Here is a 23762-nt window from a genome sequence, read left to right on the forward strand (position 1 = left end):
TTTTATTTGATTTTTATGACTTTTCTGAATCTGATCCTGTTGGCATAAAACTTGCACCTTTAATGATGTGAAAGGAAATAAAGAATTAAACGAAAGTAGTGAAGGATATGAAACACTATTCTATTGCATTAATTCCTGGAGATGGAATTGGACCGGAAGTAATTAATGAAGCCGTTAAGGTATTAAAAAAAGTAGAGGAAATCCACGGCGGGATAAATTTTTCATGTGAATCCTTTAATTGGGGTTGCGATTATTATCTCCAACATGGAAGAATGATGCCAGATAACGGGCTGGACATTTTAAAAGATTTTGATGTCATTCTATTTGGTGCCGTTGGGGCTAAAACTGTACCTGATCACATTTCTGTTTGGGAATTAATCCTTCCCATCCGCAGAAAATTTCAACAGTATGTAAATTTGAGACCTATCAAACTACTAAAAGGATTGGAAAGCCCTCTAAGGTATAAAAATCATGATGACCTCGACTTTGTTGTTGTCAGGGAAAATACAGAAGGGGAGTACTCCAATAGCGGCGGACGTGTTCATGAAGGAACTCCATTTGAACTGGCAATGCAAAATAATATTTTTACCAGATATGGGACTGAGAGAATCCTAAATTATGCTTACGCCCTGGCCAGAAAGAGAGTAAAGAAGGACCTTACAGTGGCCACAAAATCAAATTCTATTAATTTTACCATGCCGTTTTGGGACGAGATAGTGAAAGAAATCGGCAGTAGTTATCCGGAGGTGAAAACCCAACTTTATCATATTGATGCTTTGGCTGCTTATTTTATTTCAAGACCCGAAACACTTGATGTAGTGGTTGGAAGTAATTTATTTGGCGATATTTTGACAGATTTAGGTGCAGCGATTGTAGGAGGATTGGGTCTGGCTCCATCAGGAAATATCAATCCGGAGCGCATCTATCCTTCAATGTTTGAGCCGATTCATGGTTCAGCACCCGATATTGCTGGGAAAGGGATTGCCAATCCAATTGCCTCCATTTGGAGCCTTTGTCTAATGATGGAGCATCTCGAACTCTACGAAGTAGGCAAATTAATCCTCGATTCCATTGAAGATGTGTTGCTTGATGGAGAAATAAGAACACCTGACTTGGGGGGCACGCACACGACGATTGAAATGGGCGATGCCATCGTTTCAAAAATGGTTCAATTAAGTCTTAGTCCTAAACTCTGAAATGAAATAATAGATTTACTTTATTTGTGAGGTGGAAGTTGAATGGAAAAAGAACATATGGCGTTGTTCCCAAGCCTTATGGGGAAGGTAGCGGTCGTAACCGGAGCCGGAAGCGGTATCGGCAGGGCATCGGCCATTCTACTTGCTAAAAACGGAACAGATCTCTTTTTAATGAGCCGTGACGAGGAAAAGCTGAAGGAAACAAAGGAGTCGTGTGAAAGATACGGCGTGAAATGCTTTTATAAATCAACAAATGTAACCGTTTCACATTCTGTCATTGAGTCTTTTGCCGCATGCTTTGAAATTTTTGGACATGTGGATATCCTCTGCAATGTGGCTGGGGGCAGTACGGGCAGGAAATTTACTTTTGACCTGACCGGAGAGGAATTTGATGAAGTCTATAAACTGAACTTAAAAAATGTCTTTCTATGCTGCAAAGAAGTGCTACCAGGCATGAAGGAAAGAAACTATGGAAGGATTGTAAATGTTTCTTCTCTAATCGGCAGGGCTGCGGGAGAGAATACAAATATAGCCTATTCCAGCCTTAAAGCCGGAATTGATCAATTTTCCAAGTATTTAGCTAGAGAGGTTGGGAAATATGGTATCCAAGTAAATTCGGTATCTCCGGGTTATATCGAGGCCAGTCAGCGAATCACGGATCTTTGGGCCAAAACCCAAAACATGCAGGAGATTTTTGAACGCCTCTCAATAAAAAGACCGGGTACGGCTATGGAAGTTGCCAATGCTATAGTGTTCCTTACCAGTGATGAAGCTGCTTATATTACAGGCGAAGTTCTAGATATTAACGGCGGGGCAGTTATGGCGTAAAGAAAGGCACTATATGAAAGAATCTGATATTGGAAGAATGTAAGAATTATATATGAAGCGGGATTGCTCAGTAAAAAGGAGAGAAATAATATGGCAGAGTTTGATTTTGAACAGCCTATAAACATGGAGAAAATGAGAAATTACAGGCTTAATAGAATCGATGAGCAAATGAAAAAAGACGGGCTTGACTGCATTATAACAATGAGAGTGGATAATGTGCGCTATTTGACAAGCTTTCGCCCGAACAGTCCAAATGTTTTTTATTATTTTAGGTATGCAGCTGTAAAAGCAGTTGGAGATAGCCCTTGGGCCTTGGTGGCAAGCGGAGATTATGACAGGGCTATGACCTATATGCCATGGCTAGAAAGAAGAGTAAAACCTCTTCCGATGGATCCTATGCTTAGTGTCGCCCAATTTAAAGAGGTTTTCAAAGAGCTTGACCTAAAAAAGGGAGCTAAAATTGGCATTGATGAAATGGGGTTCCAGCTCTTTCAGGTATTCCAAGAAACTTTTTCAGATTATGTTTTTGTGGACGCGCGCAAGACGTTCGCAAAAGCTAAAGCAGTAAAAAGCGCGGAAGAAATATATCTTATTAAAAAGGCATGCGCTATTGCTGAAGCGGGAACACAGGTTGCGATTGAAAACATGCGTCCGGGTCTAACGGAAATAGAAGTTTCAGCTATGATTCATAATGAAATGGTTCTGCGGGGCTCGGAAGGAGGACACACTCACCCTACACAAGTAAATTCCGGCGAAAATGCCATAACTCTCGTGCGTTTCCCAACGGAGAGAATTATCAGAAACGGCGACTTTGTGCTTATGGATGTTGGATGTTGTTACAATGGATATCACAGTGATTATTGTCGTACGGTTATGGCAGGAAATCCGATAAACAATGAGCAGAAAAAAGTATATACAGCAGTTTATGATGCGACAATGGCAGCACTCGAAGCTTGCAGACCGGGAGCCTTGACTTCTGATATAGACAAAGCGTCAAGAGATGTTCTCCGTGAGGCTGGTTATGAAAAATATTGGTATTTTGGAGTTACCGGACACGCTACTGGTCTTTGCCTTCAGGAGGCACCTATCATAGGAGAAGCTTCGGCCAAGGGTGAAAAACCATGGATTATTGAACCTGGAATGGTATTTTGCATTGAGCCATCTGTGCATCTCCCAGGTGTTGGGGGTGTCCGTATTGAGGATATGGTAGCTATTACAGAAGATGGATTTGAACTTCTTACCAAGACCGAGTACGAAAACAGACTTTTACTTAAATAAATAAAGTTGATGTCAAAAATTTTCAATGTTCGAAATTTCATTATCTATTTTGATATTGGGTGTTGACAATACGGAAATAAGAAAGGGGAGAGTTTTATGACAGAGGCAAAAATGCTTTTAGATTATTTGGAAGAACACACCGATGAGTTTTTAGCGGTGCTAAATGAAGCGGTGCTGTTAGAAACACCCACAGAGGGGGATAAAGAAGACCTTAAAAAATGCAGAGATTATTTTGCAAAAATCTTTGCTGATTTAGGGTTTAAGTGCAGTGTTGTCCCTAGCAAAGACAGCCGCTACGGTGACCACTTGCTGATGGAATTAGGGAATGGTGATGAGCAGGTTCTTTTTGTGGGACACTACGATACGGTTTATTCAAAGGGGACTTTTGGTGATCTGTGGAAACAGGAGGGCACAAAGGTATGGGGCCCTGGTGTTCTTGATATGAAGGGCGGAGATGTTCAAGTATACCTTGTGGCTAAAGCACTTAAGGAGCTTAATCTGCTGCCAGAAAACAAAAAAATCGTATTTTTCTTAAGCTCTGATGAAGAAGCTGGAAGCTATTCATCCTTTATGCATTATAAGGAGCTGGCACAAAAGAGCAAGGCTGCCTTTGTTATGGAAAGTACAAGAGGCGACTATGTGGGCGGTTTAAAAATAGGACGTTTTGGCAGGGGAAATTATACCTTTGTGGCAGAGGGAAAACCTGCCCATTCCGGTCAGGAGCCAGAAAATGCAGACAGTGGTTTAAAGGAACTGGCACAGCAGGCTCTTTATTTAGAAAGCCTTACAGACCTAAATAAGGGTGTGGCGGTTGCCTGTACTTGCCTACAAAGTGGCAATGCAGGCTGGCCCACAGTTCCTGGTGACGGAGAGCTGACAATCGATGCAAGGTTTTCCTCAGCAGAGTTGGCAGTAGAATACGATAAGCTGTTTAAAAATCTTGAGCCATTTAATCCTAAGGTGAAAATTACAACAAAGGGTGGCATAGAAAAACCACCTTTTGATGAAAAAGACCCTATACACAAGGCCCTATATGAAAAGGCAAAAGAGGTTGGACAAGAATTCGGTATGGATATGAGAGGCATTATTATTAGAGGAGGGAGCGATGGCAACTTTACCGCATCTGTTGGATGCCCGACGCTTGATGGCATGGGAATGAGCGGAGATTTTGTACATCAGCCGGGCAAGGAATATATAAATACAGACCATATTGCCATTAGAAGTGCTTTTGTGGCACGAATGGTGCTTGAAGTTTTAAGAGGTTAATGAAGATTTGGACTATACTTTCCTGTTGGAAAATTGGATGTTGGAGGGACGCCTCATGAAAAATAAGGTTGCAGTTATTACGGGCAGTACATCTGGGATCGGTGAGGATATTGCCGTTAAATTTGCGGCAAATGGCTGCAGAGTCGTTGTGGTGGGAAGAAATGAAGAAAGAGGAAACCAGATTGTTCATGCTATAAAGGCAGATGGCGGAGAGGCAATATTTGTTAAGGCTGATGTTTCAAACAGCAGCGACTGTGACAGTTTATTTAAAACTGTGCTTAAAAAGTACGGGACTATAGATATCCTTGTAAATAATGCAGGCACAATGAGAAATATGCCTATTACAGATATGGAGGACGAGGATTGGGATGAAATAATAAGGGTAAACCTTAAGTCGTACTTTTTATGCAGTAAAGAAGCAATAAAAATTATGAAGGAAAAGGGATTTGGCAGAATCATCAATATTTCTTCCAGAGGGTGGTTAGGTGGTACAGCCCAGTGTAATTATGCGGCTTCAAAGGGCGGAATCGTAAGCCTAACAAGGTCGCTTGCTTTAGAAACGGCAAGAATGGGAATTACAGTAAATTGCGTTGCGCCAGGTATGATTGATACTCCGCTTCACAGACAGAGTACGGAGGAAGAAGTAGGGTTTCGGATGAGGAGCCAGCCTATGGGAAAAGTGGGTACTCCGAGGCAGGTTACGAAAGCTGTGGAATATTTTGCAGACGATGAAAATTGGTTTACCACAGGACAAGTGTTATATGTTTGTGGTGGAATGAGTGTATTGGCATCGCTATCTTCCTGAGTTTTGTAGATTGAGAGAGCTTTAAAGCCTCAAGTTTTACGGAGTGTTGAAAATTGAAACATGATGTTGTAACTTTGCAATAAATTATTTGTCACTTGAATATTCTGAAATTTATAATCTATCTGATTTAATGCAATATTCAGTAGATTTTTAGGTTGGTATGAATATTGCATTTAAATCAATTGAAGGAAACGTCAAAGTCTTAAAAACAAATTTTAATATATTCCCAATAAGGAGATGAGTAAATTGAAAAAGATCAATCTTATCTTGTTAACAGGTGTAATGGCAGCGACTTTAATAGGTTGTAGTAATCAGTCTTCGGGTGGTCAGAAATCTTCCATTAAGGTAGGAACCCTTTATCCGACAAGCGGTCCATTGGCTTTATTTGGAACTGAAGCACTCCATGGGGCTGAGCTTGCCAGAGAAATTGTAAATAACAATGGCGGGGTGAATGGAGCTCCTATTGAATTTGTGAATGCGGATGCTAGTGATCCTTCAACTGCTGCAACAGAAGCAAATCGATTGATTTCCCAAGAAAAGGTAAAGATTCTGACTGGGTCTATCTCCAGTAATAATTCATTACAAGCGAGTGCAGTTGCTGAGCGTAATCAAGTCGTTTTCTGGGAAACTACTGGAATCGACAACAAGATTACTAATCGAGGTTATAAATATTTATTCAGGTTTGCTGATCAGGGAGAGTTTCGCGGGAAAGTTGCAATCGATTTAATAGCAGAAAACTTAGCTGCTAAACTTGGGACTGACTTATCGTCGCTTAAAGTGGCGATCGTAAATGAAGATTCTAGCTATGGTTCTTCCATCGCCACAGGAGCATTGAATGAAGCTAAGGTAAAGAATGTAAATATTGTCGCTCATGAAACATACAGCAGTACAGCTAGTGATTTGACTGGGATGGTTTTAAGACTAAAATCAAAGCAGCCTGACATTATTATTGCGAGCAGCTACATCAATGATGCTACATTATTTTGGAATCAGGCTAAGCAACAGGGTCTAAATGTTAAGTTTTTAGTTGGGACAGGATCAGGCTATAGTGATCCCCAGTTTGCTAAGGCTGTAGGAGAGAGTGCGAATGGAGTTATTTCCATCGATTCTGCTTATAACATTCCAGTGGACAAGCTAAATTCTGCTACACAAAAGTTAGACAATGAGTTCCGTTCCATGTATAAAAAGAAATACGGTTCGGATACCATCCCGTTAGCAGCCGAACTTACTTTTGCAGCTACCTATAACCTCCTTCATGATGTATTGCCAAAAGCGGGAAGTGATGACCCAAATAAAATTATAGAAGCAGCACATTCCATCGATATCCCTCAGACCATTGTAGGTTGGCCTGCAAAATATGATTCAAAAGGTCAGAATACGGGTGCTTCCCCTATCGCAGACCAATGGGAGAATGGAAAAATGTCTATTGTTTGGCCGGAAAAGTTCGCCTCAAAACCTCTTAGTTTGATGAAAAAGTAAATATCCACATCATTTTTGCCGTTATCATGGTCATGGTAACGGCAAAAATAATACCAGTTGATAACAGGGAGGGATCATATAGTGTCTGACTTTTTTCAAGTTACAATATCAGGGTTGCTCTTGGGCGGATTATATGGATTAGTGAGCGTGGGACTGACTCTGATCTTTGGAGTTATGAAAATGGTGAATTTTGCCCATGGTGATTTTATGATGATTGGGATGTATATCACGTACTATTTTTTTTCCTCGTATGGGATGGACCCGTATCTTTCCATATTAGTAGGTGCCCCTATTATGTTTATCCTCGGATTGTTAATATACCAATTCGTGATGAAGAAAGTTATCAATGCCTCCCACTCTACTCAGATCTTCGCAACCATGGGGCTTTCATTGGTACTGCAAAATGGTGCGTTAATGTTATGGGGAGCGGATTTTAGAAATGTAAATACGGGGTATAGTCATGATGCTGTGAAGTTTAGCACTCTTACAATTAGTACACCTTTGTTAGTTGCTTTTATCATTGCTACTTGTGTCTCTGCTATCTTTTACTGGATCCTTAAGAGCACGAAAGTAGGAAAGGCTATACGTGCTACCTCTCAAAGTTCATTTGCCGCACAAATAATGGGAATCAATGTATCAAGAATTTATATGATTACCTTCAGTTGCGGAATTGCACTAGTAGGGGTTGCAAGTGCAATCTTGAGTCCGATGTACCCCACCTATCCTACTGTCGGTCTGCAATTTGTGAATCAGGCTTTTGTTTGTGTAGTCCTAGGGGGATTAGGCAGTTTGCCTGGCGCCGTTATCGGTGGGTTGATTATTGGTTTGACGGAAAGTTTGACAGGCTTTTATGTCGGATCCGAAGCGCAGCAGGCAGCCTATTTCTTAATTTTCATTCTTATATTGATTCTTAAACCTACGGGTATCTTTAATTCCCAAACAAGGAGGTTGGTATAGTGGGAAGCCTGTTAAATATACGAAAGCCGATGAACATAGCATGGTTAATCGTCTTGTTACTCGTTTTCATTGTTAATGATAGCTATTATAGGGACATTCTGACATTAACCCTTCTATGGGCAGGACTTGCAAGCGCTTGGAATATTTCAAGTGGTTTAACAGGGCAATTATCCATTGGTCATGCCGCTTTTATCGGTATTGGTGCTTACACCACAAGTTTATTATTTGTAGATTTTGGGATTTCGCCCTGGTTAGGAATTTTACTTGGCGGATTATGTTCTGGCCTGTTTGCTGTGATCATTGGCATGGCGACATTACGACTAAATGGCCCGTTTTTTGCTCTAGCCTCGATGGCTTTTGCAGAGGTCATTCGCATACTTTCTATTTCCCTCAAAGATGTGACAGGTGGATCCTCCGGTTTATCCACACCTTTTCAACCGGGGTTTTGGAATATGGCATGGACCTCTAAAGTAGACTACACACTTCTCATGTTTGTATACGCGATCCTATTATTTATCATCTCTTCCTATATAAAAAAATCGAAGTTTGGATTTTATTTAGTAGCTTTAAGAGAAGATGAGAATGCAGCTGAAGCTCTTGGTGTGAATACTGTGCGATTAAAGGTTTTAGCATTATTTTTAAGTGCGTTTCTTTCCGGAATAGGTGGCGGCTTGTACAATCAATATTATCTGTATACTGATCCAAATGTCGTCTTTTCTATTAATACATCTGTTCAAGTGGCACTTGTTTGTATCATTGGCGGAATGGGTACGGTTGTTGGACCTTTCCTTGGTGCTCTTTTACTTATCCCGCTAAGTATATTGCTTCAAGGATGGCTAACCTCTCTCCATGGCCTATATGGTGTGATCTATGGAATTACCTTAATTATCATAGTGTTATTTATGCCTGAAGGATTAAGCAAAAAAATAGAATCATTGATTCGAAATAGGTTAAGGGCAAGAAAAACCTTAACAAGGGGTGAAATGGTTGAGTATTCTGAAGGTAAATAATGTAAGTAAGAGTTTTGGCGGAAACCATGTGTTACATAATATCACATTTAATGTCGCTGAAAATGAAATAACGGGTCTGATTGGTGCAAATGGAGCTGGCAAAACCACTTTATTCAACTGTGTTACAGGCTTTATAAATGCTGACCAAGGATCAGTCGTATTTGAGGGAAAAGATATAACCCGTCTCAAACCACATGAGATTGCAAAAAATGGGATCACAAGAACGTTTCAAGTTGTAAAACCGTTTGGTGATATGACAGTGATCGAGAATGTCATGGTAGGTGCATTCAATAAATCGAGTAATCCTAAGCGTGCACATGAAATGGCTTCTACGACTCTAGAGTTCTTGGGGATTTATCATATTAAGGACATGCTTGCCCGTCACTTGACCATTTCTGATCGTAAGAAGTTAGAACTTGCCAGGGCATTAGCTGCAGGGCCGAAACTGCTATTGCTTGATGAGGTAATGGGAGGACTTCGTCCAAACGAGGTCAATGAAATGATTGAAATCTTACAAAAAATTAACCAGAATCATATTTCCATCCTCATGATTGAGCACATTATGAAAGCCATTATGACATTGGCTAACCGAATTGTGGTACTGCATCACGGCGTGAAAATTAAAGAGGGAACACCAATAGAAGTGAGTTCAGATTCTGAAGTGATTGAGGCTTATTTAGGAAAGGATGAGATCGACGTTGTTGGAAGTTTCTAATTTGAACGCATTTTACGGAGACGTGCAGATATTGTACGATATCAACTTAAATGTGAAAAAAGGTGAAATTATTGCCATCGTTGGGGCAAATGCGGCAGGAAAGACAACTCTTCTTTCCGCTATTTCCGGTGTTTTATCAAAATATAATGGAACAATAAAGTTAAACGGGAAAGACATTCAACAAATTCCTTCTTTCAAAAGAGTAGATTTAGGGTTAACGTTAGTTCCAGAAGGCAGGCATTTATTCCCTGAAATGACCGTTTATGAGAATTTAGAAATGGGGGCCTATTCAAAGAAAGCAAGTCAATTGTTTACTAAAAACCTAGAGTATGTGTATGATCTCTTACCAATATTAAAGGAAAAGTCTAACCAACAGGCGAGTACACTTAGCGGAGGTCAAGCTCAGATGTGTGCAATAGCGAGAGGTTTAATGGCTAATCCTTCCATTATTATGCTGGATGAGCCTTCACTAGGATTAGCACCCGTCATGGTTCACCAATTGCTAGATTTAATAAAACAGATCAATGCCTCAGGATGTACCGTTATTTTAGTCGAACAAAACATCCATTATTCATTAGGAATAGCAGATCGGGCCTATGTATTAGAGAATGGTAGAATTGTTTTGGATGGAGATGCACGGACATTATTACACGATGATCGAATTAAAAATGCCTATTTAGGATTGTGATTTTTAATAAAGCAAATTTTAAACTAAAAAAGTCAATTTCCAATACGGATTGGAAATTGGCTTTTTTGATTTTCATTATATTAATGATTCGAAGAGCGAAATAAATAGTCAAAAACTTCTTTTTTAATATAACCATTTTAAAAGCTAGAGGAAAATTATTTTATAATATTCAGAAGGTTCCGATTTTTACAATAAACATTATTTTAATGATGTTATACTTTTTCTATCTAGTTTGAAAAAAACGGAGGGAGGTCTTGTTAGATTGAGTTGAAAAAATTTTTAAAGAACAAATGAAAATGAGGCACTAGCATTAAAAATCCTGTCACCATTCACCAACGATAGCTCCGGCAACTCTTCAAATTTTAGAAAACGCTTACATCACAAGTGAAGTTTTTTATTTTGCTATTTATACTATCGTTTATAAGCATCTGCTAAATTTTCAACAGATTTTTGTCAAGCAATTCGATCGACTTCTTTCAAAAAATGAATCGTAGAAAGTTTTCACCTCTCACTTTCTTACTTACTAGGCACTCCTGCTTCCTTAAGGTGAGAGTCTTCTGTCGGGATATGATAAAAGGGAGGTAAAACAAATGTCTGTTGAAGAAAGAGAATTAAAAATTCCAGCGAATGTGCCTACTGATATTTCAAAATTTGGTTATGCGCAAGAGTTGGATCGAACGATGAACGTTTGGCAGCTAACGGCATTCGGATTAAATTATATGGTACCGATTGCTCCAGCCATTATTTTTGGATTTTTGCTGCAAACCTCTGGCGGTACGGTAGCACTTCCCTATTTGCTGGCTGGAGTTGCCATGCTATTCACTGCCTTTAGCTACTCTGTAATGGTCCGGAATTTCCCACTTGCAGGATCTATTTACAGCTATGTTGGAAGAGGATGGAATCCACATTTGGGATTTATAGCCGGGTGGGTATTAACCTTGGATTACATATTGATCCCTACAGTAACTGCCTCTAGTTCGGCCTATTTTGCTCAACAATATTTTCCGGGAATCCCTTATTGGGTTCTATTAGCGGTTTTCTCTGTAGGAACAGGGTTATTAAATCTATTCGGTGTTGAATTAATATCCAAATTGGGATTATGGCTTCTCGTGATTGGTGAATTTGTCGTTTGGCTCGCCATCATTGTCTGGGCTCATGCCGTTCATGGTGGAATGGGAACAGGAACTTTATTTAGTACTGAACCCTTCCATTTCACCAGTTTTTCCACGTTAGCTGCGGGAACATCTCTAGCTGTTTTTAGTTTTCTTGGCTTTGATGCGATTACCACCTTGGCAGAAGAAACGAAGAGACCTAAGAGGGATATTCCAAAAGCGATCTATTGGTGCATTGGGATCGGAACTTTAACGATGTTTGCTTGCGGATATTTTGGGATGCTTGTTATTCCTGATTGGAAATCTCATATGAATAATGAAACATGGGTGAATACCGTATTATTCCAAGTTTCAAAAATGACAGGGGGACAAGGCTTCGGAATCTTTTTTACTGCAGGGTATTTAACGGAATTAGCTGTCTTTAATCTTGTGGCTACAGCGGCAGGGGCACGACTCCTATTTGGAATGGGAAGGGACAGTCTGCTGCCAAAAAGTGTATTTGCCAAAGTGAACAAAAGATGGAAAACACCTCATTGGAGCATTGTTATTATTGTCTCTATCGAGTTTATCTTAGGCCTCAGCTCAAACATGGCAACACTTTCAAATCTAGTAAACTATGGTGCATTATTCGGATTCGCTGCCTTAAATTTTTCAGTCGTTTGGCTGTACTATGTGAAGAAAAAAGGGGAATCTTCCTTAAAACTTGGAAGTGTCCCAAATTGGAAGCCAACTGGAATTGGCCATCTCCGCTATTTTGTATTGCCGATCATTGGATTCCTAATCATCTTGTATGTTTGGATTAGTATGGATCGATTGGCACAAATCATTGGCACCTCATGGCTTGTCATTGGCCTCGTCTACTTGGCCATTAAAACGAAAGGATTCCGCAAACTTCCGCCACAATTAGAATTATAGAATGAAATCTTATTAATCCATTAATCAGGAGGAGAGCATTCAATGTTGACACCATTAAAAGGGAAAACAGTGATCGTCACAGGGGCCAGTAAAGGGATTGGGAAAGGAATTGCCGAAGTTTTTGCAAAGAAAGGAGCAAATGTGGCCGTTGTTGCCAGGAATATAGACACTGCTGAGAGCAGCGCAGAAGAAATTCGGAAAAACGGGGGGATTGCAAAAGCATTTGCAGGTGATGTTTCAAACCTTGAATCCATGAAAAAAATGGCTCAAGACGTAGCTTTTTCATTTGGAGGAGTAGATGTCCTTTGCTCCAATGCAGGGGTATTTCCAAACTCCTCCATTGAAGATATGAGTATCAATGAATGGGATCTGGTTATGAATACGAATGCCAGAGGAGCCTTATTTGCCATTCAGGCTTGCCTTCCTTTTTTAAAAGAAGCTGAATTTGGCCGTATTATCCTGACATCTTCGATTACGGGACCGGTTACCGGGTACGCTGGCTGGTCACACTATGGAGCAAGCAAAGCGGCACAGCTTGGCTTTATGAGAAGCGCGGCATTGGAGCTGGCTCCGTACAATATTACGATTAATGCGGTGATGCCAGGGAATATTTTAACCGAGGGATTAGTAGAATTAGGGGATGATTATATCAACAGCATGGCGGCCACCGTTCCAATGAAACGAATTGGCAAAGTGGAAGACATTGCTTATGCTGCGCTCTTTTTGGCCTCCAAAGAAGCCAACTATATTACGGCTCAAACGATTGTCGTGGATGGCGGTCAAATTATACCGGAAAGTTTAGATGCTTTAGCCTAAATGATAATATGATTGAAGAAAAGAAACCCTCCCTTTTTAAAAGGTGAGGGTTTTCCTGTTATCAGATAATATCCCTATTTTAAATAGATCAAGAGTTATAAAAGATCTCCCGAAATCTTTCAGGTGATAGGTTGGTAAAATTTTTGAATGAATGAATAAAATGCGACTGATCATGGTAGCCTTGTTCAAAAAGTATTTTTGACAAATCATAATGATAATCTTTAAGGATAATTTTTAAGGCATTTTGGAATCTAACAATCATGCTAAATTGTTTCGGGGAGACTCCGATTTGTTCTTCGAACTTTTTTCTTAAATAGCGATCTGTATAGCCGATATCGTCTGATAACATCTCAATTTTTATTTGTCCTTTAGTGGAGTAAATCTTTTGAATGGAATATTCGATGATGAGGTGACTGGAAGATTTCTCTGCCTGACGTTTTTCCATTAGCTTTTCAAATAAATGAATTCTTTCCTCAAAGCTTTGGGCCTCGGCAATTAGATCGGCAAATGTGGGGTCCATCTTGATGACATCATTAAGGGGAATTTTCTGATCCAGTAATTCTTTCATGTTGTAGTGAAAGTAATAAAGTTGTTGTTCAGGATAAAAACGGACCCCAAAATAGTCACAATCCTCTCGAAAGCCTTCCTGGATTCTCATTCTTTTGGACGGGGTTGTCCATAAATAAACTTCCGGCCCGCTTGGGTGGCAACAAAACAAGAGATCGAACGCTCCGTCCGGGATGATAGAAGCGAACTTTGCCCCGTTTTGTTTTATCTTAAATTGGTAAAATACCGAAATATTTCTTTTACATAAAAAACTTGTTGGCTTTTGCTCCAAATAATAGTCAGAGTTTTTTTCAATTTCAGGTTGTGATGGAAAATAAGAAACTGTTTTTGGCTGGCTAAATATATTCAAACTTTATACCCTCCTCAGTAGACTGCTCTAAGACTAATTAAGAATCGTTGAATCCATGAATTTATTATACAAATTAATAGACTTAAATCAAAGAATATTATTCTGAATGTTCCGATTTTTACAATAACTATGCTTTTTTTGATGTTATAGTAAGCCTATCAAGTAGAAAAATAGTCATAGGACAGGGAGGGAATACAGTTTGAATTTGACTAAAGAAATATCAAAAGAACAAGTGCTTCAACAATCTATTGAATGGTGGAATCCTGGAAAAACAAAACAATGGCAACAGGATGGCGTTGACTTGGTTATTGGAAAACGAGAGGGCTATTATTTTTACGATATGAATGGGAACCGGTTGATGGATGTCCATTTGAATGGGGGTACATACAACTTAGGACACCGGAATCCTGAAATTATTTCAACTCTAAAGAATGCATTAGAAGAATTTGATATTGGAAACCATCATTTTCCATCCATCACCCGGGCGCAGCTTGCGAAAGCACTTGGAAAGGCTACTCCCAAAAGCCTTCATTACTCCATTCTATCTTGCGGCGGGAGTGAAGCCATTGATGTCGCTTTAAAATGCGCCAGATATGCGACGAAGAGAAAGAAATTTGTCTCGATCATCAACGGGTATCACGGCCATACCGGATTAGCCGTATCACTGGGAAATGAGCGGTATTCAAAGCCGTTTTTAAGCGAAGGGAACCCTTCAGAGTTTATTCATGTCCCTTTCAATGATTTACATGCGATGGAAGCTGCCTTAAGAAACGAAGACGTTGCCTGTGTCATTATCGAAACCATTCCGGCAACATACGGTTTCCCTCTTCCTGAAACCGGGTATCTCGCGTCGGTGAAGCGTTTGTGTGAGAAATATGGAACACTCTATGTGGCGGATGAAGTTCAGACTGGTCTTATGCGAACTGGAAAACTTTGGGGAATCGAGCATTATGATGTCGAACCCGATATCTTGGTTACGTCAAAAGGCTTTAGCGGGGGTATCTATCCAATTGCAGCAACCGTCGTAAGCAAGAGGGCTGGCCAGTGGATGAATGAGGATGGGATGGCGCATATTTCCACCTTTGGAGGTTCTGAACTGGGATGTTTGGTAGCAATGAAAGTATTGGAAATTTCACAAAGAGAAGAAGTTGTTCAAAATGTGAACTTTGTTTCCCGCTACTTACGATATGAATTGGAGAAGATCAAACAGCGCCATTCAGACTTCTTCGTCGGAATTCGTCAATTGGGTGTTGTGATGGGTCTCGAATTCGATCACCCGCAGGGTGCCAAGCATGTGATGAGTTCACTTTATGAAAATGGTGTATGGGCCATCTACTCCATGCTTGATAATCGCGTATTGCAGTTCAAACCAGGTCTTCTTTGCGACAAGGATTATTGTGACGAACTGCTGGAACGATGTGAGCTTGGCATTAAGCAGGCAGCAAGAAAACTGGGATATTAATTGAAAAACTGGATTAGGGGGGAAAAACTATGGGAGTAGCAAATGAACCATCCTATGCAGGTGTATTAACGATTTTTCATGAAGTGGCAAAAAAAGCACTCGGAATGTATTCCAAATTAACCAGTGCAAACATCGAACTCTTAAATTACTCAGAGAATGCTACTTATCTAGTGAGAAATTTTGCAAACAATGAGAAATATATTTTACGAGTCAATCGGCCTGGTTATCACACAAAAGAAGAAATTGAAAGCGAATTATTATGGTTAAAATCAATCAATAGGGATAGCCCCATTGTTGTTGCCCTACCTTACCCCGGTTCAAATTGGGAGGATGTTCAGGAAGTTTATTTGAACGATGAACCATCCCCATTTTATTGTACGTTATTTGCTTTTTTAGTAGGGGAATCGCCAAGTGAGGAAAATGAATCGGAGTTAATCGCACAATTTGAAAACCTTGGTGTAATTACCGCACATCTCCACAATCACAGCATCAATTGGAAACCGCCTCAAAAAATCAATCGCTGGTCCTGGGCTTACGAAAACGTCATAGGGGATGATCCTATCTGGGGCAGATGGCAGGATGGGAAAGGAATGACCCCGGAAAGACTGGAGTTATTCCAAAAGGTAACGGAAGTGATCAAACACCGGTTAGATCAATATGGAAAAGCCAATGACCGCTTTGGATTAATTCACGCTGACTTGCGTCTCCCCAATTTAATTATTGAAGATAAGGTCATCAAAGTGATTGATTTTGATGACTGTGGCTTTAGCTGGTACATGTTTGATCTGGCCACTTCTTTAAGTTTTATAGAACACAAGCCGATTGTGCCTGACCTTATTCATGCATGGATGAAAGGATATCGTAAGGTTCGCCCGCTTTCGAAACAGGAAGAGGATGAGATCCCAACCTTTATCTTAATGAGGAGATTAATGCTGATCGCTTGGATCGGCAGTCATGATAACCCTACCAGCCAAGAACTCGGAAGTAAATACACCGAGCAAACGGACGAATTAGCCATTCGCTATTTAGAAAGATTTCATTTGTAAGCGCATTAATTTTTGAAAAATCATACAGAGCTGAGAAGTTTTGTTGAATGGAGGGCAGAACAGAGCATGAATCAAACGATCATTGAAGAAATCACGAAACTCGTTCTCTTAAAACTGGAAGAGCATGCTGAAGCTTTTCCCCTTAATAAAAATGAAAAGAATTGGGGACATGAACATCAGCCGTACGCTGCCAAACCCAACCCACTTACGAATGAAGAAATAAAATTGTGGAAGACCATTTCCTCGAGCTTGATTGGTGCTAACGATGAAACTGTTTCGTCCAACAAGCCTTCAGCCATTAGATCACTGGAGGCATCAGAGTTGAAAAAATGGGAAGAGGTAGCTGCCACTATTCGGAAAAGAGCAGTGGAAAATGGAACAGGCAAAGAAGAACAAGTTAAGTTATATTCAACTTTTTATTAAAAAAGTATGGCAATGAAATAGACAAAATGGAGGAATGAACATGGCCAGAATCATTGATGGAGCATTAGGGTTGATTGAAACTAAGGGACTGGTGGCTGCGTTAGAGGCATCGGATGCAATGGTGAAAGCAGCAAATGTTAATTTAATCGGAAAAGTGCACGTCGGTGGCGGAATTGTCACCGTTATGGTAACAGGAGATGTGGGAGCCGTGAAAGCGGCAGTAGAATCGGGAACGGCTGCTGCAGAACGTGTCGGGCAGCTTCTATCCACACATGTCATTCCACGTCCACACAATGAATTGGAAATTATTTTACCCGTTACGGGGAAATAATGAAAGATTTCTAATTGAAAGAGGGAGTTTCGGCTTGTAGGGACACATATATCTGCCACTACCTTGAATAAAGAAATCTTTTGAGATGAGGGAATAATGTTGTACGGTGCGATTGGATTGCTCGAAACGATTGGTGTGGCCATTTCCATTCAAGCGGCAGATGCGATGCTAAAAGCGGCAGATATCACAATTATTAAACATGAGACGAGGGATGTTGCACTTGTCACACTAATGATTTGCGGCGATTTGAGCTCTGTAACGACAGCCATTGAAGTGGGAGCCATGATCGCCAAAAAAGCCGGCACCCTTCTAACATCCGGAGTCATGCCAAATCCGGACTTGGAAACAAATCAGTTTTTTCAAAAAGAGGAAAATTCCCGCTGGGTATCCCTGTTAGTTCAATCATAATCTATCAATCTATAAGGTAGTGATGGCATGTATGCAGTAGTCGACCAAGATTTACTTGCGCTTCAGGAAATGAGAGAAGTCGTTCGAAATGCCAAACAGGCTCAAGCTAAGTATATGTCGTATTCACAGGAACAGGTTGATCGGATTGTTAAGACGGTCGCAGATGCAGCCTATGCACACTCGTATGAATTAGCTGAGCTTGCTGTGAAGGAAACGGGCATGGGCGTGATTGAGCATAAAAAGATGAAAAATGATGTGGCCTCTAAAGCCGTATATGAATCGATCAAAGATGAGAAGACGGTTGGCATCATTCGGAAGGACACGGCCAAGGGAATGGTGGAAATCGCCGCTCCATTCGGTGTGGTGGCTGCGATTATCCCGACAACCAATCCAACCTCAACGGCTATTTTTAAAACGTTGATTTCCTTAAAAACACGGAATGCCATTGTGGCCAGCCCACACCCGTATGCCGTGAAATGTACAACTGAAGCGTTAAAAATATGTGAAAAAGCTGCAATGGAGGCAGGTGCGCCGAAAGGGTTAATTGGCTGGCTATCCTTTGCTTCCATGGAAGCAACACAGGCGCTAATGAAGGATAAAGATGTTAATTTAATCCTTGCTACCGGCGGAGGCGGACTTGTTAAAGCCGCATACAGTTCCGGGAAACCGGCTTATGGCGTCGGACCGGGAAATGTGCCCGTTTATATTGAAAAAACAGCAAAAATAAAAAAAGCGGTATCCATGATTGTCGATAGCAAGACCTTTGATTACGGAACCATCTGTGCGACGGAACAGTCGATTGTTGTGGACCGGGAAATTGCCTCTGATGTGATTCGTGAGTTGAAACAGAACGGGGCCTATTTTTTAAATCCGGAAGAAAAGAAAAAAATGGAAAAGGTCATTTCTCCTGTACCAGGAAAGGTAAATCCTGCGATTGTCGGAAAAAGCCCTGCGACCATTGCCGAGCTTGCAGGAATCTCCATTGATGAAAACATTCGGCTTTTTGTTGCAGAAGAAACGGAGATTGGCAAGCAAGCCCCTTTCTCTTTAGAAAAGCTATCGCCGATCTTTGCTCTTTATCAGGCCGACCATACTGCCGATGCAAAAAGAATCTGCGGTCAGCTGCTCGATTTGGGCGGAAGAGGCCACAGCCTTTCGATTCACACGGAAAATGAGCGTGTAGCGAAGGAATTTTCTCTGGACATGCCAGTATCAAGAATTTTCGTCAACACGCTTTCAACCATGGGAGCAGTGGGAGGCACAACAGGCTTTGACCCATCCTTTACATTGGGCTGTGGATCGTTCGGAGGCAATATCACTTCAGACAATATTACAGCCAGGCATTTAATCAACATAAAAAGAATGGCTCAAGGAATTAAAGAAGTGTCAATTCCTAAAAAAGGAGAACAGGACCAAAGATCAGCACGAAATCAAGAGTCAGTAAAACAAAATTGGATTGTTGAAAAAGTAATGCAGGAAATGGGCTTAAATGGAAATTATCAGACCGCTGATATTGCCCGAATTGTCGTTCAAATAGTAGGGCAAATCCATAATGATCAAGGAGGAAGATAAAATGGGTCAAGAAGCATTAGGAATGATTGAAACGAAGGGTTTGGTAGCATCGATTGAAGCAGCGGATGCAATGGTGAAGGCGGCAAGTGTGAATCTTGTTGGAAAAGTTCATGTAGGTGGTGGAATCGTGACCGTGCTGGTTCGCGGCGATGTAGGTGCCGTAAAAGCAGCGACGGATGCCGGGGCAGTTGCGGCCAACCGGGTAGGTGAAATTTTGTCCGTCCATGTAATTCCAAGACCTCATAATGAGCTGGAGACTATTTTGCCGCAAATTCCTAAGGCTGTCCCATCAGAAAGTGAACCGGATTTATCGGCAATACGATAGGAAATCTACACTATTTGTGGTTTGCCAAAAGTGAGGTGAAAACAAGATGGAACATCCCATGCTTCAATCCATCGTTGAAGAGGTTCTTCACCAGTTGAATGAAAAACAGCCAACTTTGGAACAGCACCTGATCCCAATTGCTGTTTCAGCACGCCATGTGCATTTATCAGAAAAAGATCTGGCTGTATTGTTTGGAGCCTCTTATCAATTAAGGATAAAAAAACAGCTTTCACAGCCCAATCAGTTTGCGGCTGAAGAAAGGGTTATGATCGCGGGTCCAAAAGGTACGATTGAACGCGTTCGTGTCCTTGGCCCGGTTAGAAAACAAACGCAGGTCGAAGTCAGTATAACCGATGCGATGAAACTTGGACTTGACCCGCCAGTCCGGCAATCCGGTCACCTAAATGGCTCCAGTCCGGTGACCATCATAGGGCCGAATGGAAGCCTTTATTTACAGGATGGGCTTATCATTGCCCAAGCGCATATTCATACAAACCCTCAAGATGCGAAAAAGTTTGGAGTTGAAGATGGCGGTTATGTAACGGTGCGAGTGGATACTTTCCGTCCCATTACCTTTGAGCGGGTTTTAGTCCGGGTATCCCCTTCGTATATCACGGAAATGCATATTGATACGGATGAAGCCAATGCCGGATTGATCCAAACAGGCCAGCCCGGGAGGATCATGAATCGCCAGAAGCAACCACAGATGATCCAGGATTCCCCCAAGATAAAGGATTTGCCGGAGGGACGATCGAATCATCAGGTTTTTAATGGGAAAATACTTACCCATCATGAAGTCCAAAGATATACATCTAAAACCATTTATATTAAAAAAATGAGTATTGTTACCCCATTAGCAAGGGATACAGCCCGCGATACCGGAAAGAAAATTGTGATTATTGATTCTTAAGGTGGGATGGCATGCGACTCGGAATTGTGATTGGAAATATATGGGCAACGAGGAAGGAGGATGGCCTGACCGGCTTAAAACTCCTGGTGGTGCAACCGATTAAACCGGATGGGTCTTTCATTCAAACCCCGATTATTGCGGCAGATCGAATCGGTGCCGGCATGGGGGATCAGATCATATTTGCAGAAGGCAGCCCAGCGCGGGCGATTATGCCGGAATGTGCTTCTCCCCTTGATGCAGCGATTATCGGAATTGTAGATCAGACAGAAATTCGATAAAGAAGGTGAATGGAATGGCTAAAGCAATCGGAATGATTGAAACCTTCGGGTTAATCGCCTCGATTGAGGCCGCAGATGCCATGTTGAAAGCGGCCAATGTAAGGCTAGTTAAACAGGAAAAAGTAGATGGTGCCCTTGTTTCGATTTTGGTTGAAGGTGATGTTGGTGCGGTACAGGCTGCTGTTCAAGTGGGGAAAGAGGCTGCGGCTAGAGTGGGTGGTCTCCGGGCTGCACATGTCATCCCAAGGATCGATAGTGAAATCTATGGAATCATGAAAGAGTCCAAGTAAACGAAAGGAAATAAATGGGGCGAATCCTCAAAAAGGTTTTGCCTAATGTACGAAATAAGAATGGAAGGAGGAGAAACATGGTTTTTAAACGCCCAAAAATTGCTGTCATCGGGGCTGGCCATACGGGCGCAACAACTGCGTTAATGCTTGCGCAAAAAGAACTGGGGGATATCGTTCTAGTGGATATACCTGAACAGGAACAGCCAGTAAAAGGAAAAGCGCTTGATATTCTCGAAGCTGGGCCAGTTTTGCGTTTCAATGCAAAGGTTAAAGGGACTTCGGATTATGCCGATATCGAAAATGCGGATCTTATCATTATTACTGCCGGCATTCCACGAAAACCGGGCATGAGCCGGGCGGATCTCGTCTCAACCAATGCGGGCATCATTCACTCCATTTCTCTTAAAATCGCAAAATATGCGCCAAATAGTTTTATTCTTGTCTTAAGCAATCCGGTAGATGCGATGACCTATGTTTGCTATAAGGCAACAAATTTTCCAAGGAACCGGGTGATTGGTCAGTCAGGTGTTCTTGATACAGGAAGATTTAATACTTTTGTAGCAAAAGAGTTGGATATTTCGGTTGAGGATATCTCCGGATTTGTCCTGGGCGGCCATGGGGACGAAATGGTCCCGTTAATTCGTTTTTCTTATGCGGGAGGAATTCCGCTTGAAAAACTGATTCCAAAAGAGCGCCTAGACAAAATTGTAGAACGAACAAGGAACGGCGGGGGCGAGATTGTTTCTTTACTAGGAAATGGGAGTGCTTATTATGCCCCGTCCTCCTCTCTTGTCATCATGGCAGAAGCCATCATCCGTGACAAAAAGCGTATCCTTCCGGCAATTGCTTACTTGCAGGGGGAGTATGGCTATAAAGATTTATGTTTAGGAGTTCCGACAATCATTGGCGGAAACGGAATTCATAGTGTAATAGAGCTTCCTTTGGCTTTGGATGAAAAAGAGGCACTTGATAGATCTGCGAAATCAGTTCAAGCTATTTTACCATTTGTAGCGACTTGATTTTTTTCCTTATGTTAATTGATCTTATTTCAAAAGTTGCTAATAGTATTGGCAGCTTTTTTGTTTTGAATAATATTGGATAGTTGGCAAGGAGGGATCGTAAAAACTTGCAGGATTCTGCTAGAATTGAAAGGAGAAAAATAATACGAGACAGCAGGGGGTGGTATGAAGCTTCATTGTGCGATCTTAGACGATTATCAAAATGTTACGTTATCAATGGCGCACTGGTCCTTATTACCTATCTTTACATTCAATCTCCTTCACTTAAAACTCAAGTTTAAGTCTGGTAAGGAGATTCTACCAACTACTCCTCCATATGACTCATAAGACCTCATAATCCAAAGGACCGAATTTTTTCAAAGTGTGATTTAAATCACAAATTCTCCGTAATGGATTTCTTATAATAACATTTATGTTAAAAGATACAACTTGCAACAAAAAAGGAGAGTGTTTATTTTGCTTGATCAAAAAAGAATACAAATTGTGAAATCAACTGTTCCGGTATTGGAACAAAATGGTGAAAAAATTACAACCCGCTTTTATCAATTAATGTTTGGAGCCCATCCTGAACTCCTCAATATCTTTAATCATGCAAATCAAAAACAAGGCAGGCAGCAAAGGGCTCTTTCAAGCGCTGTTTATGAAGCTGCCAAACACATCGATGACTTATCTGTTATCCTTCCCGTTGTTAATCAAATTGCCCAAAAACACCGAAGTCTTGGGATTAAACCAGAGCATTATCCGATTGTTGGGAAATTCCTATTATTGGCTATTAAGGATGTACTGGGAGATGCAGCAACTGATGAAGTACTTGATGCTTGGAAGGAGGCGTATGGAGTCATTGCAGATGCTTTCATTAGTATTGAAGCGGAATTATACAATGAAGCCGCCAACCAGAAAGGAGGCTGGGATGGATTCCGCGAATTTATGGTTGACCACAAAGTGATCGAAAGCGATGTTATCACTTCATTTTATTTAAAACCTGTAGATCAAAAAGAAATTGCACCTTTCCAACCGGGACAATATATTAGCATTAAACTGGAGATCCAAGGCGAAACATTCACCCATATTCGTCAATATAGCCTTTCTGATGCCCCGGGTAAGGATTATTATCGCATTAGTGTGAAACGTGAAGCCGGGACACAGAATCCTGATGGCAAGGTATCCAATTACCTTCATGATTTTGTAAATGAAGAGGACGTTCTAAAAGTAAGTGCCCCCGCGGGAGATTTTATCGTTAATTTAGATAAGAAAACGCCAGTAGTCCTATTAAGTGGCGGTGTTGGTCTTACTCCAATGTTAAGTATGTTAAAAACTGTTGTTGAAGTACAGCCTGAAAGAAAAGTTACCTTTATTCATGCAGCTCAAAATGGCAGCGTGCATGCTTTTAGAGATGAAGTAGATATGATTGCGGAAAAGGAAAACGTAAATTCTTTTGTATTTTACGATGCACCAACAGATGATGACCGCCAAAATGACAGCTTTGACTTTGAAGGATATGTATCTAAAAAGTGGCTGAAGGACAACGTGGAAATTCAAGATGCAGACTTCTATTTCTGTGGTCCCACTCCATTCATGAAAGCCATCTACCATTCATTAAAAGAATTGGGTGTAGAAGAAGATAGAATCCATTTTGAATTCTTCGGACCAAAGGATAGCTTTGAAAAGGAAAGACTATTAGTGCAGGTTTAATCAAAAATGACTGGGTAGCTTTATC

25 protein-coding genes are annotated in these 23762 nt (G+C 41.0%); 24 read left to right on the forward strand and 1 reads right to left on the reverse strand.

Features of this window, described 5'->3' with window-relative positions:
- Positions 1-107 precede the first annotated feature (107 nt).
- From ACZ5XR_RS08155 to fabG, 12 genes are all read left to right on the forward strand, one after another.
- Positions 108-1196, forward strand: coding sequence for a tartrate dehydrogenase (locus ACZ5XR_RS08155; RefSeq protein WP_464501162.1), 1089 nt, complete (start codon positions 108-110; stop codon positions 1194-1196).
- A 42-nt stretch (positions 1197-1238) separates the two neighbouring features.
- Positions 1239-2024 (forward strand): SDR family NAD(P)-dependent oxidoreductase, encoded by a 786-nt coding sequence (locus ACZ5XR_RS08160; protein WP_464501163.1) that lies wholly within the window; start codon positions 1239-1241, stop codon positions 2022-2024.
- 90 nt (positions 2025-2114) lie between these two features.
- The gene (locus ACZ5XR_RS08165) at positions 2115-3302 is read left to right on the forward strand and encodes a M24 family metallopeptidase (RefSeq protein WP_464501164.1); all 1188 of its coding nucleotides are present in this window, start codon (positions 2115-2117) and stop codon (positions 3300-3302) included.
- A gap of 96 nt (positions 3303-3398) precedes the next feature.
- Positions 3399-4568, forward strand: coding sequence for a M20/M25/M40 family metallo-hydrolase (locus ACZ5XR_RS08170; protein WP_464501165.1), 1170 nt, complete (start codon positions 3399-3401; stop codon positions 4566-4568).
- Between the two features lie 55 nt (positions 4569-4623).
- Complete coding sequence (locus tag ACZ5XR_RS08175) at positions 4624-5373, forward strand: SDR family NAD(P)-dependent oxidoreductase (protein WP_464501166.1); 750 nt, start codon at positions 4624-4626, stop codon at positions 5371-5373.
- A 246-nt stretch (positions 5374-5619) separates the two neighbouring features.
- Positions 5620-6852, forward strand: coding sequence for an ABC transporter substrate-binding protein (locus tag ACZ5XR_RS08180; RefSeq protein ID WP_464501167.1), 1233 nt, complete (start codon positions 5620-5622; stop codon positions 6850-6852).
- Between the two features lie 81 nt (positions 6853-6933).
- Complete coding sequence (locus ACZ5XR_RS08185) at positions 6934-7809, forward strand: branched-chain amino acid ABC transporter permease (RefSeq protein ID WP_464501168.1); 876 nt, start codon at positions 6934-6936, stop codon at positions 7807-7809.
- Positions 7809-8819, forward strand: coding sequence for a branched-chain amino acid ABC transporter permease (locus tag ACZ5XR_RS08190; protein WP_464501169.1), 1011 nt, complete (start codon positions 7809-7811; stop codon positions 8817-8819). The genes ACZ5XR_RS08185 and ACZ5XR_RS08190 overlap by 1 nt, the downstream gene beginning before the upstream one ends.
- Positions 8797-9534, forward strand: a complete 738-nt coding sequence (locus ACZ5XR_RS08195; RefSeq protein ID WP_464501170.1) for an ABC transporter ATP-binding protein — start codon at positions 8797-8799, stop codon at positions 9532-9534. The genes ACZ5XR_RS08190 and ACZ5XR_RS08195 overlap by 23 nt, the downstream gene beginning before the upstream one ends.
- Before the next feature lies 1 nt (position 9535).
- Complete coding sequence (locus ACZ5XR_RS08200) at positions 9536-10222, forward strand: ABC transporter ATP-binding protein (protein WP_464501171.1); 687 nt, start codon at positions 9536-9538, stop codon at positions 10220-10222.
- Between the two features lie 590 nt (positions 10223-10812).
- The gene (locus tag ACZ5XR_RS08205; protein ID WP_464501172.1) at positions 10813-12249 is read left to right on the forward strand and encodes an APC family permease; all 1437 of its coding nucleotides are present in this window, start codon (positions 10813-10815) and stop codon (positions 12247-12249) included.
- 42 nt (positions 12250-12291) lie between these two features.
- Positions 12292-13065, forward strand: a complete 774-nt coding sequence (gene fabG / locus ACZ5XR_RS08210) for a 3-oxoacyl-ACP reductase FabG (RefSeq protein ID WP_464501173.1) — start codon at positions 12292-12294, stop codon at positions 13063-13065.
- An 88-nt stretch (positions 13066-13153) separates the two neighbouring features.
- Here the strand turns inward: fabG and ACZ5XR_RS08215 are convergent, their stop codons facing one another.
- On the reverse strand, positions 13154-13981 hold the full coding sequence (locus ACZ5XR_RS08215; RefSeq protein WP_464501174.1) for an AraC family transcriptional regulator: 828 nt from the start codon (positions 13979-13981) through the stop codon (positions 13154-13156).
- Between the two features lie 199 nt (positions 13982-14180).
- Here ACZ5XR_RS08215 and ACZ5XR_RS08220 point away from each other — a divergent pair, with 199 nt between their 5' ends.
- From ACZ5XR_RS08220 to hmpA, 12 genes are all read left to right on the forward strand, one after another.
- On the forward strand, positions 14181-15443 hold the full coding sequence (locus ACZ5XR_RS08220) for a class-III pyridoxal-phosphate-dependent aminotransferase (protein WP_464501175.1): 1263 nt from the start codon (positions 14181-14183) through the stop codon (positions 15441-15443).
- 29 nt (positions 15444-15472) lie between these two features.
- Entirely contained in the window at positions 15473-16489 is a 1017-nt protein-coding gene (locus ACZ5XR_RS08225) for a phosphotransferase enzyme family protein (protein ID WP_464501176.1), read from the forward strand.
- A 66-nt stretch (positions 16490-16555) separates the two neighbouring features.
- Positions 16556-16912: a hypothetical protein gene (locus tag ACZ5XR_RS08230; RefSeq protein WP_464501177.1), complete on the forward strand. Its 357-nt coding sequence runs from the start codon at positions 16556-16558 to the stop codon at positions 16910-16912.
- 40 nt (positions 16913-16952) lie between these two features.
- Positions 16953-17243, forward strand: coding sequence for a BMC domain-containing protein (locus ACZ5XR_RS08235; RefSeq protein ID WP_464501178.1), 291 nt, complete (start codon positions 16953-16955; stop codon positions 17241-17243).
- Positions 17244-17339: 96 nt separating this feature from the next.
- Positions 17340-17651, forward strand: coding sequence for a BMC domain-containing protein (locus ACZ5XR_RS08240; RefSeq protein WP_464501179.1), 312 nt, complete (start codon positions 17340-17342; stop codon positions 17649-17651).
- 27 nt (positions 17652-17678) lie between these two features.
- Positions 17679-19223 carry an aldehyde dehydrogenase family protein gene (locus tag ACZ5XR_RS08245; RefSeq protein WP_464501180.1) on the forward strand — a complete coding sequence of 515 codons (1545 nt, stop codon included), beginning with the start codon at positions 17679-17681 and terminating at the stop codon, positions 19221-19223.
- Position 19224: 1 nt separating this feature from the next.
- Entirely contained in the window at positions 19225-19548 is a 324-nt protein-coding gene (locus ACZ5XR_RS08250; protein ID WP_464501181.1) for a BMC domain-containing protein, read from the forward strand.
- A gap of 46 nt (positions 19549-19594) precedes the next feature.
- Positions 19595-20458 (forward strand): phosphate propanoyltransferase, encoded by an 864-nt coding sequence (pduL, locus tag ACZ5XR_RS08255; RefSeq protein ID WP_464501182.1) that lies wholly within the window; start codon positions 19595-19597, stop codon positions 20456-20458.
- 11 nt (positions 20459-20469) lie between these two features.
- On the forward strand, positions 20470-20736 hold the full coding sequence (locus tag ACZ5XR_RS08260) for a EutN/CcmL family microcompartment protein (protein ID WP_464501183.1): 267 nt from the start codon (positions 20470-20472) through the stop codon (positions 20734-20736).
- A gap of 14 nt (positions 20737-20750) precedes the next feature.
- Positions 20751-21026: a BMC domain-containing protein gene (locus tag ACZ5XR_RS08265; protein WP_464501184.1), complete on the forward strand. Its 276-nt coding sequence runs from the start codon at positions 20751-20753 to the stop codon at positions 21024-21026.
- Between the two features lie 77 nt (positions 21027-21103).
- Positions 21104-22045, forward strand: coding sequence for a malate dehydrogenase (mdh, locus tag ACZ5XR_RS08270; protein WP_464501185.1), 942 nt, complete (start codon positions 21104-21106; stop codon positions 22043-22045).
- Between the two features lie 456 nt (positions 22046-22501).
- Positions 22502-23737, forward strand: coding sequence for an NO-inducible flavohemoprotein (hmpA, locus tag ACZ5XR_RS08275; RefSeq protein ID WP_464501186.1), 1236 nt, complete (start codon positions 22502-22504; stop codon positions 23735-23737).
- Positions 23738-23762: the final 25 nt, after the last annotated feature.

The sequence above is a fragment of the Neobacillus sp. Fa239 genome, from assembly GCF_055395235.1.

Bases quoted from the DNA above. Each gene is read 5' to 3' on its own strand.
- ACZ5XR_RS08225 (WP_464501176.1), top strand. From the start codon at position 15,473: ATGGGAGTAGCAAATGAACCATCCTATGCAGGTGTATTAACGATTTTT.
- pduL (WP_464501182.1), top strand. From the start codon at position 19,595: ATGGAACATCCCATGCTTCAATCCATCGTTGAAGAGGTTCTTCACCAG.
- ACZ5XR_RS08165 (WP_464501164.1), top strand. From the start codon at position 2,115: ATGGCAGAGTTTGATTTTGAACAGCCTATAAACATGGAGAAAATGAGA.
- ACZ5XR_RS08205 (WP_464501172.1), top strand. From the start codon at position 10,813: ATGTCTGTTGAAGAAAGAGAATTAAAAATTCCAGCGAATGTGCCTACT.
- fabG (WP_464501173.1), top strand. From the start codon at position 12,292: ATGTTGACACCATTAAAAGGGAAAACAGTGATCGTCACAGGGGCCAGT.
- ACZ5XR_RS08230 (WP_464501177.1), top strand. From the start codon at position 16,556: ATGAATCAAACGATCATTGAAGAAATCACGAAACTCGTTCTCTTAAAA.
- ACZ5XR_RS08260 (WP_464501183.1), top strand. From the start codon at position 20,470: ATGCGACTCGGAATTGTGATTGGAAATATATGGGCAACGAGGAAGGAG.
- ACZ5XR_RS08240 (WP_464501179.1), top strand. From the start codon at position 17,340: ATGTTGTACGGTGCGATTGGATTGCTCGAAACGATTGGTGTGGCCATT.
- ACZ5XR_RS08155 (WP_464501162.1), top strand. From the start codon at position 108: ATGAAACACTATTCTATTGCATTAATTCCTGGAGATGGAATTGGACCG.
- ACZ5XR_RS08265 (WP_464501184.1), top strand. From the start codon at position 20,751: ATGGCTAAAGCAATCGGAATGATTGAAACCTTCGGGTTAATCGCCTCG.
- ACZ5XR_RS08245 (WP_464501180.1), top strand. From the start codon at position 17,679: ATGTATGCAGTAGTCGACCAAGATTTACTTGCGCTTCAGGAAATGAGA.
- ACZ5XR_RS08175 (WP_464501166.1), top strand. From the start codon at position 4,624: ATGAAAAATAAGGTTGCAGTTATTACGGGCAGTACATCTGGGATCGGT.
- ACZ5XR_RS08160 (WP_464501163.1), top strand. From the start codon at position 1,239: ATGGAAAAAGAACATATGGCGTTGTTCCCAAGCCTTATGGGGAAGGTA.
- ACZ5XR_RS08235 (WP_464501178.1), top strand. From the start codon at position 16,953: ATGGCCAGAATCATTGATGGAGCATTAGGGTTGATTGAAACTAAGGGA.
- ACZ5XR_RS08250 (WP_464501181.1), top strand. From the start codon at position 19,225: ATGGGTCAAGAAGCATTAGGAATGATTGAAACGAAGGGTTTGGTAGCA.
- ACZ5XR_RS08170 (WP_464501165.1), top strand. From the start codon at position 3,399: ATGACAGAGGCAAAAATGCTTTTAGATTATTTGGAAGAACACACCGAT.
- mdh (WP_464501185.1), top strand. From the start codon at position 21,104: ATGGTTTTTAAACGCCCAAAAATTGCTGTCATCGGGGCTGGCCATACG.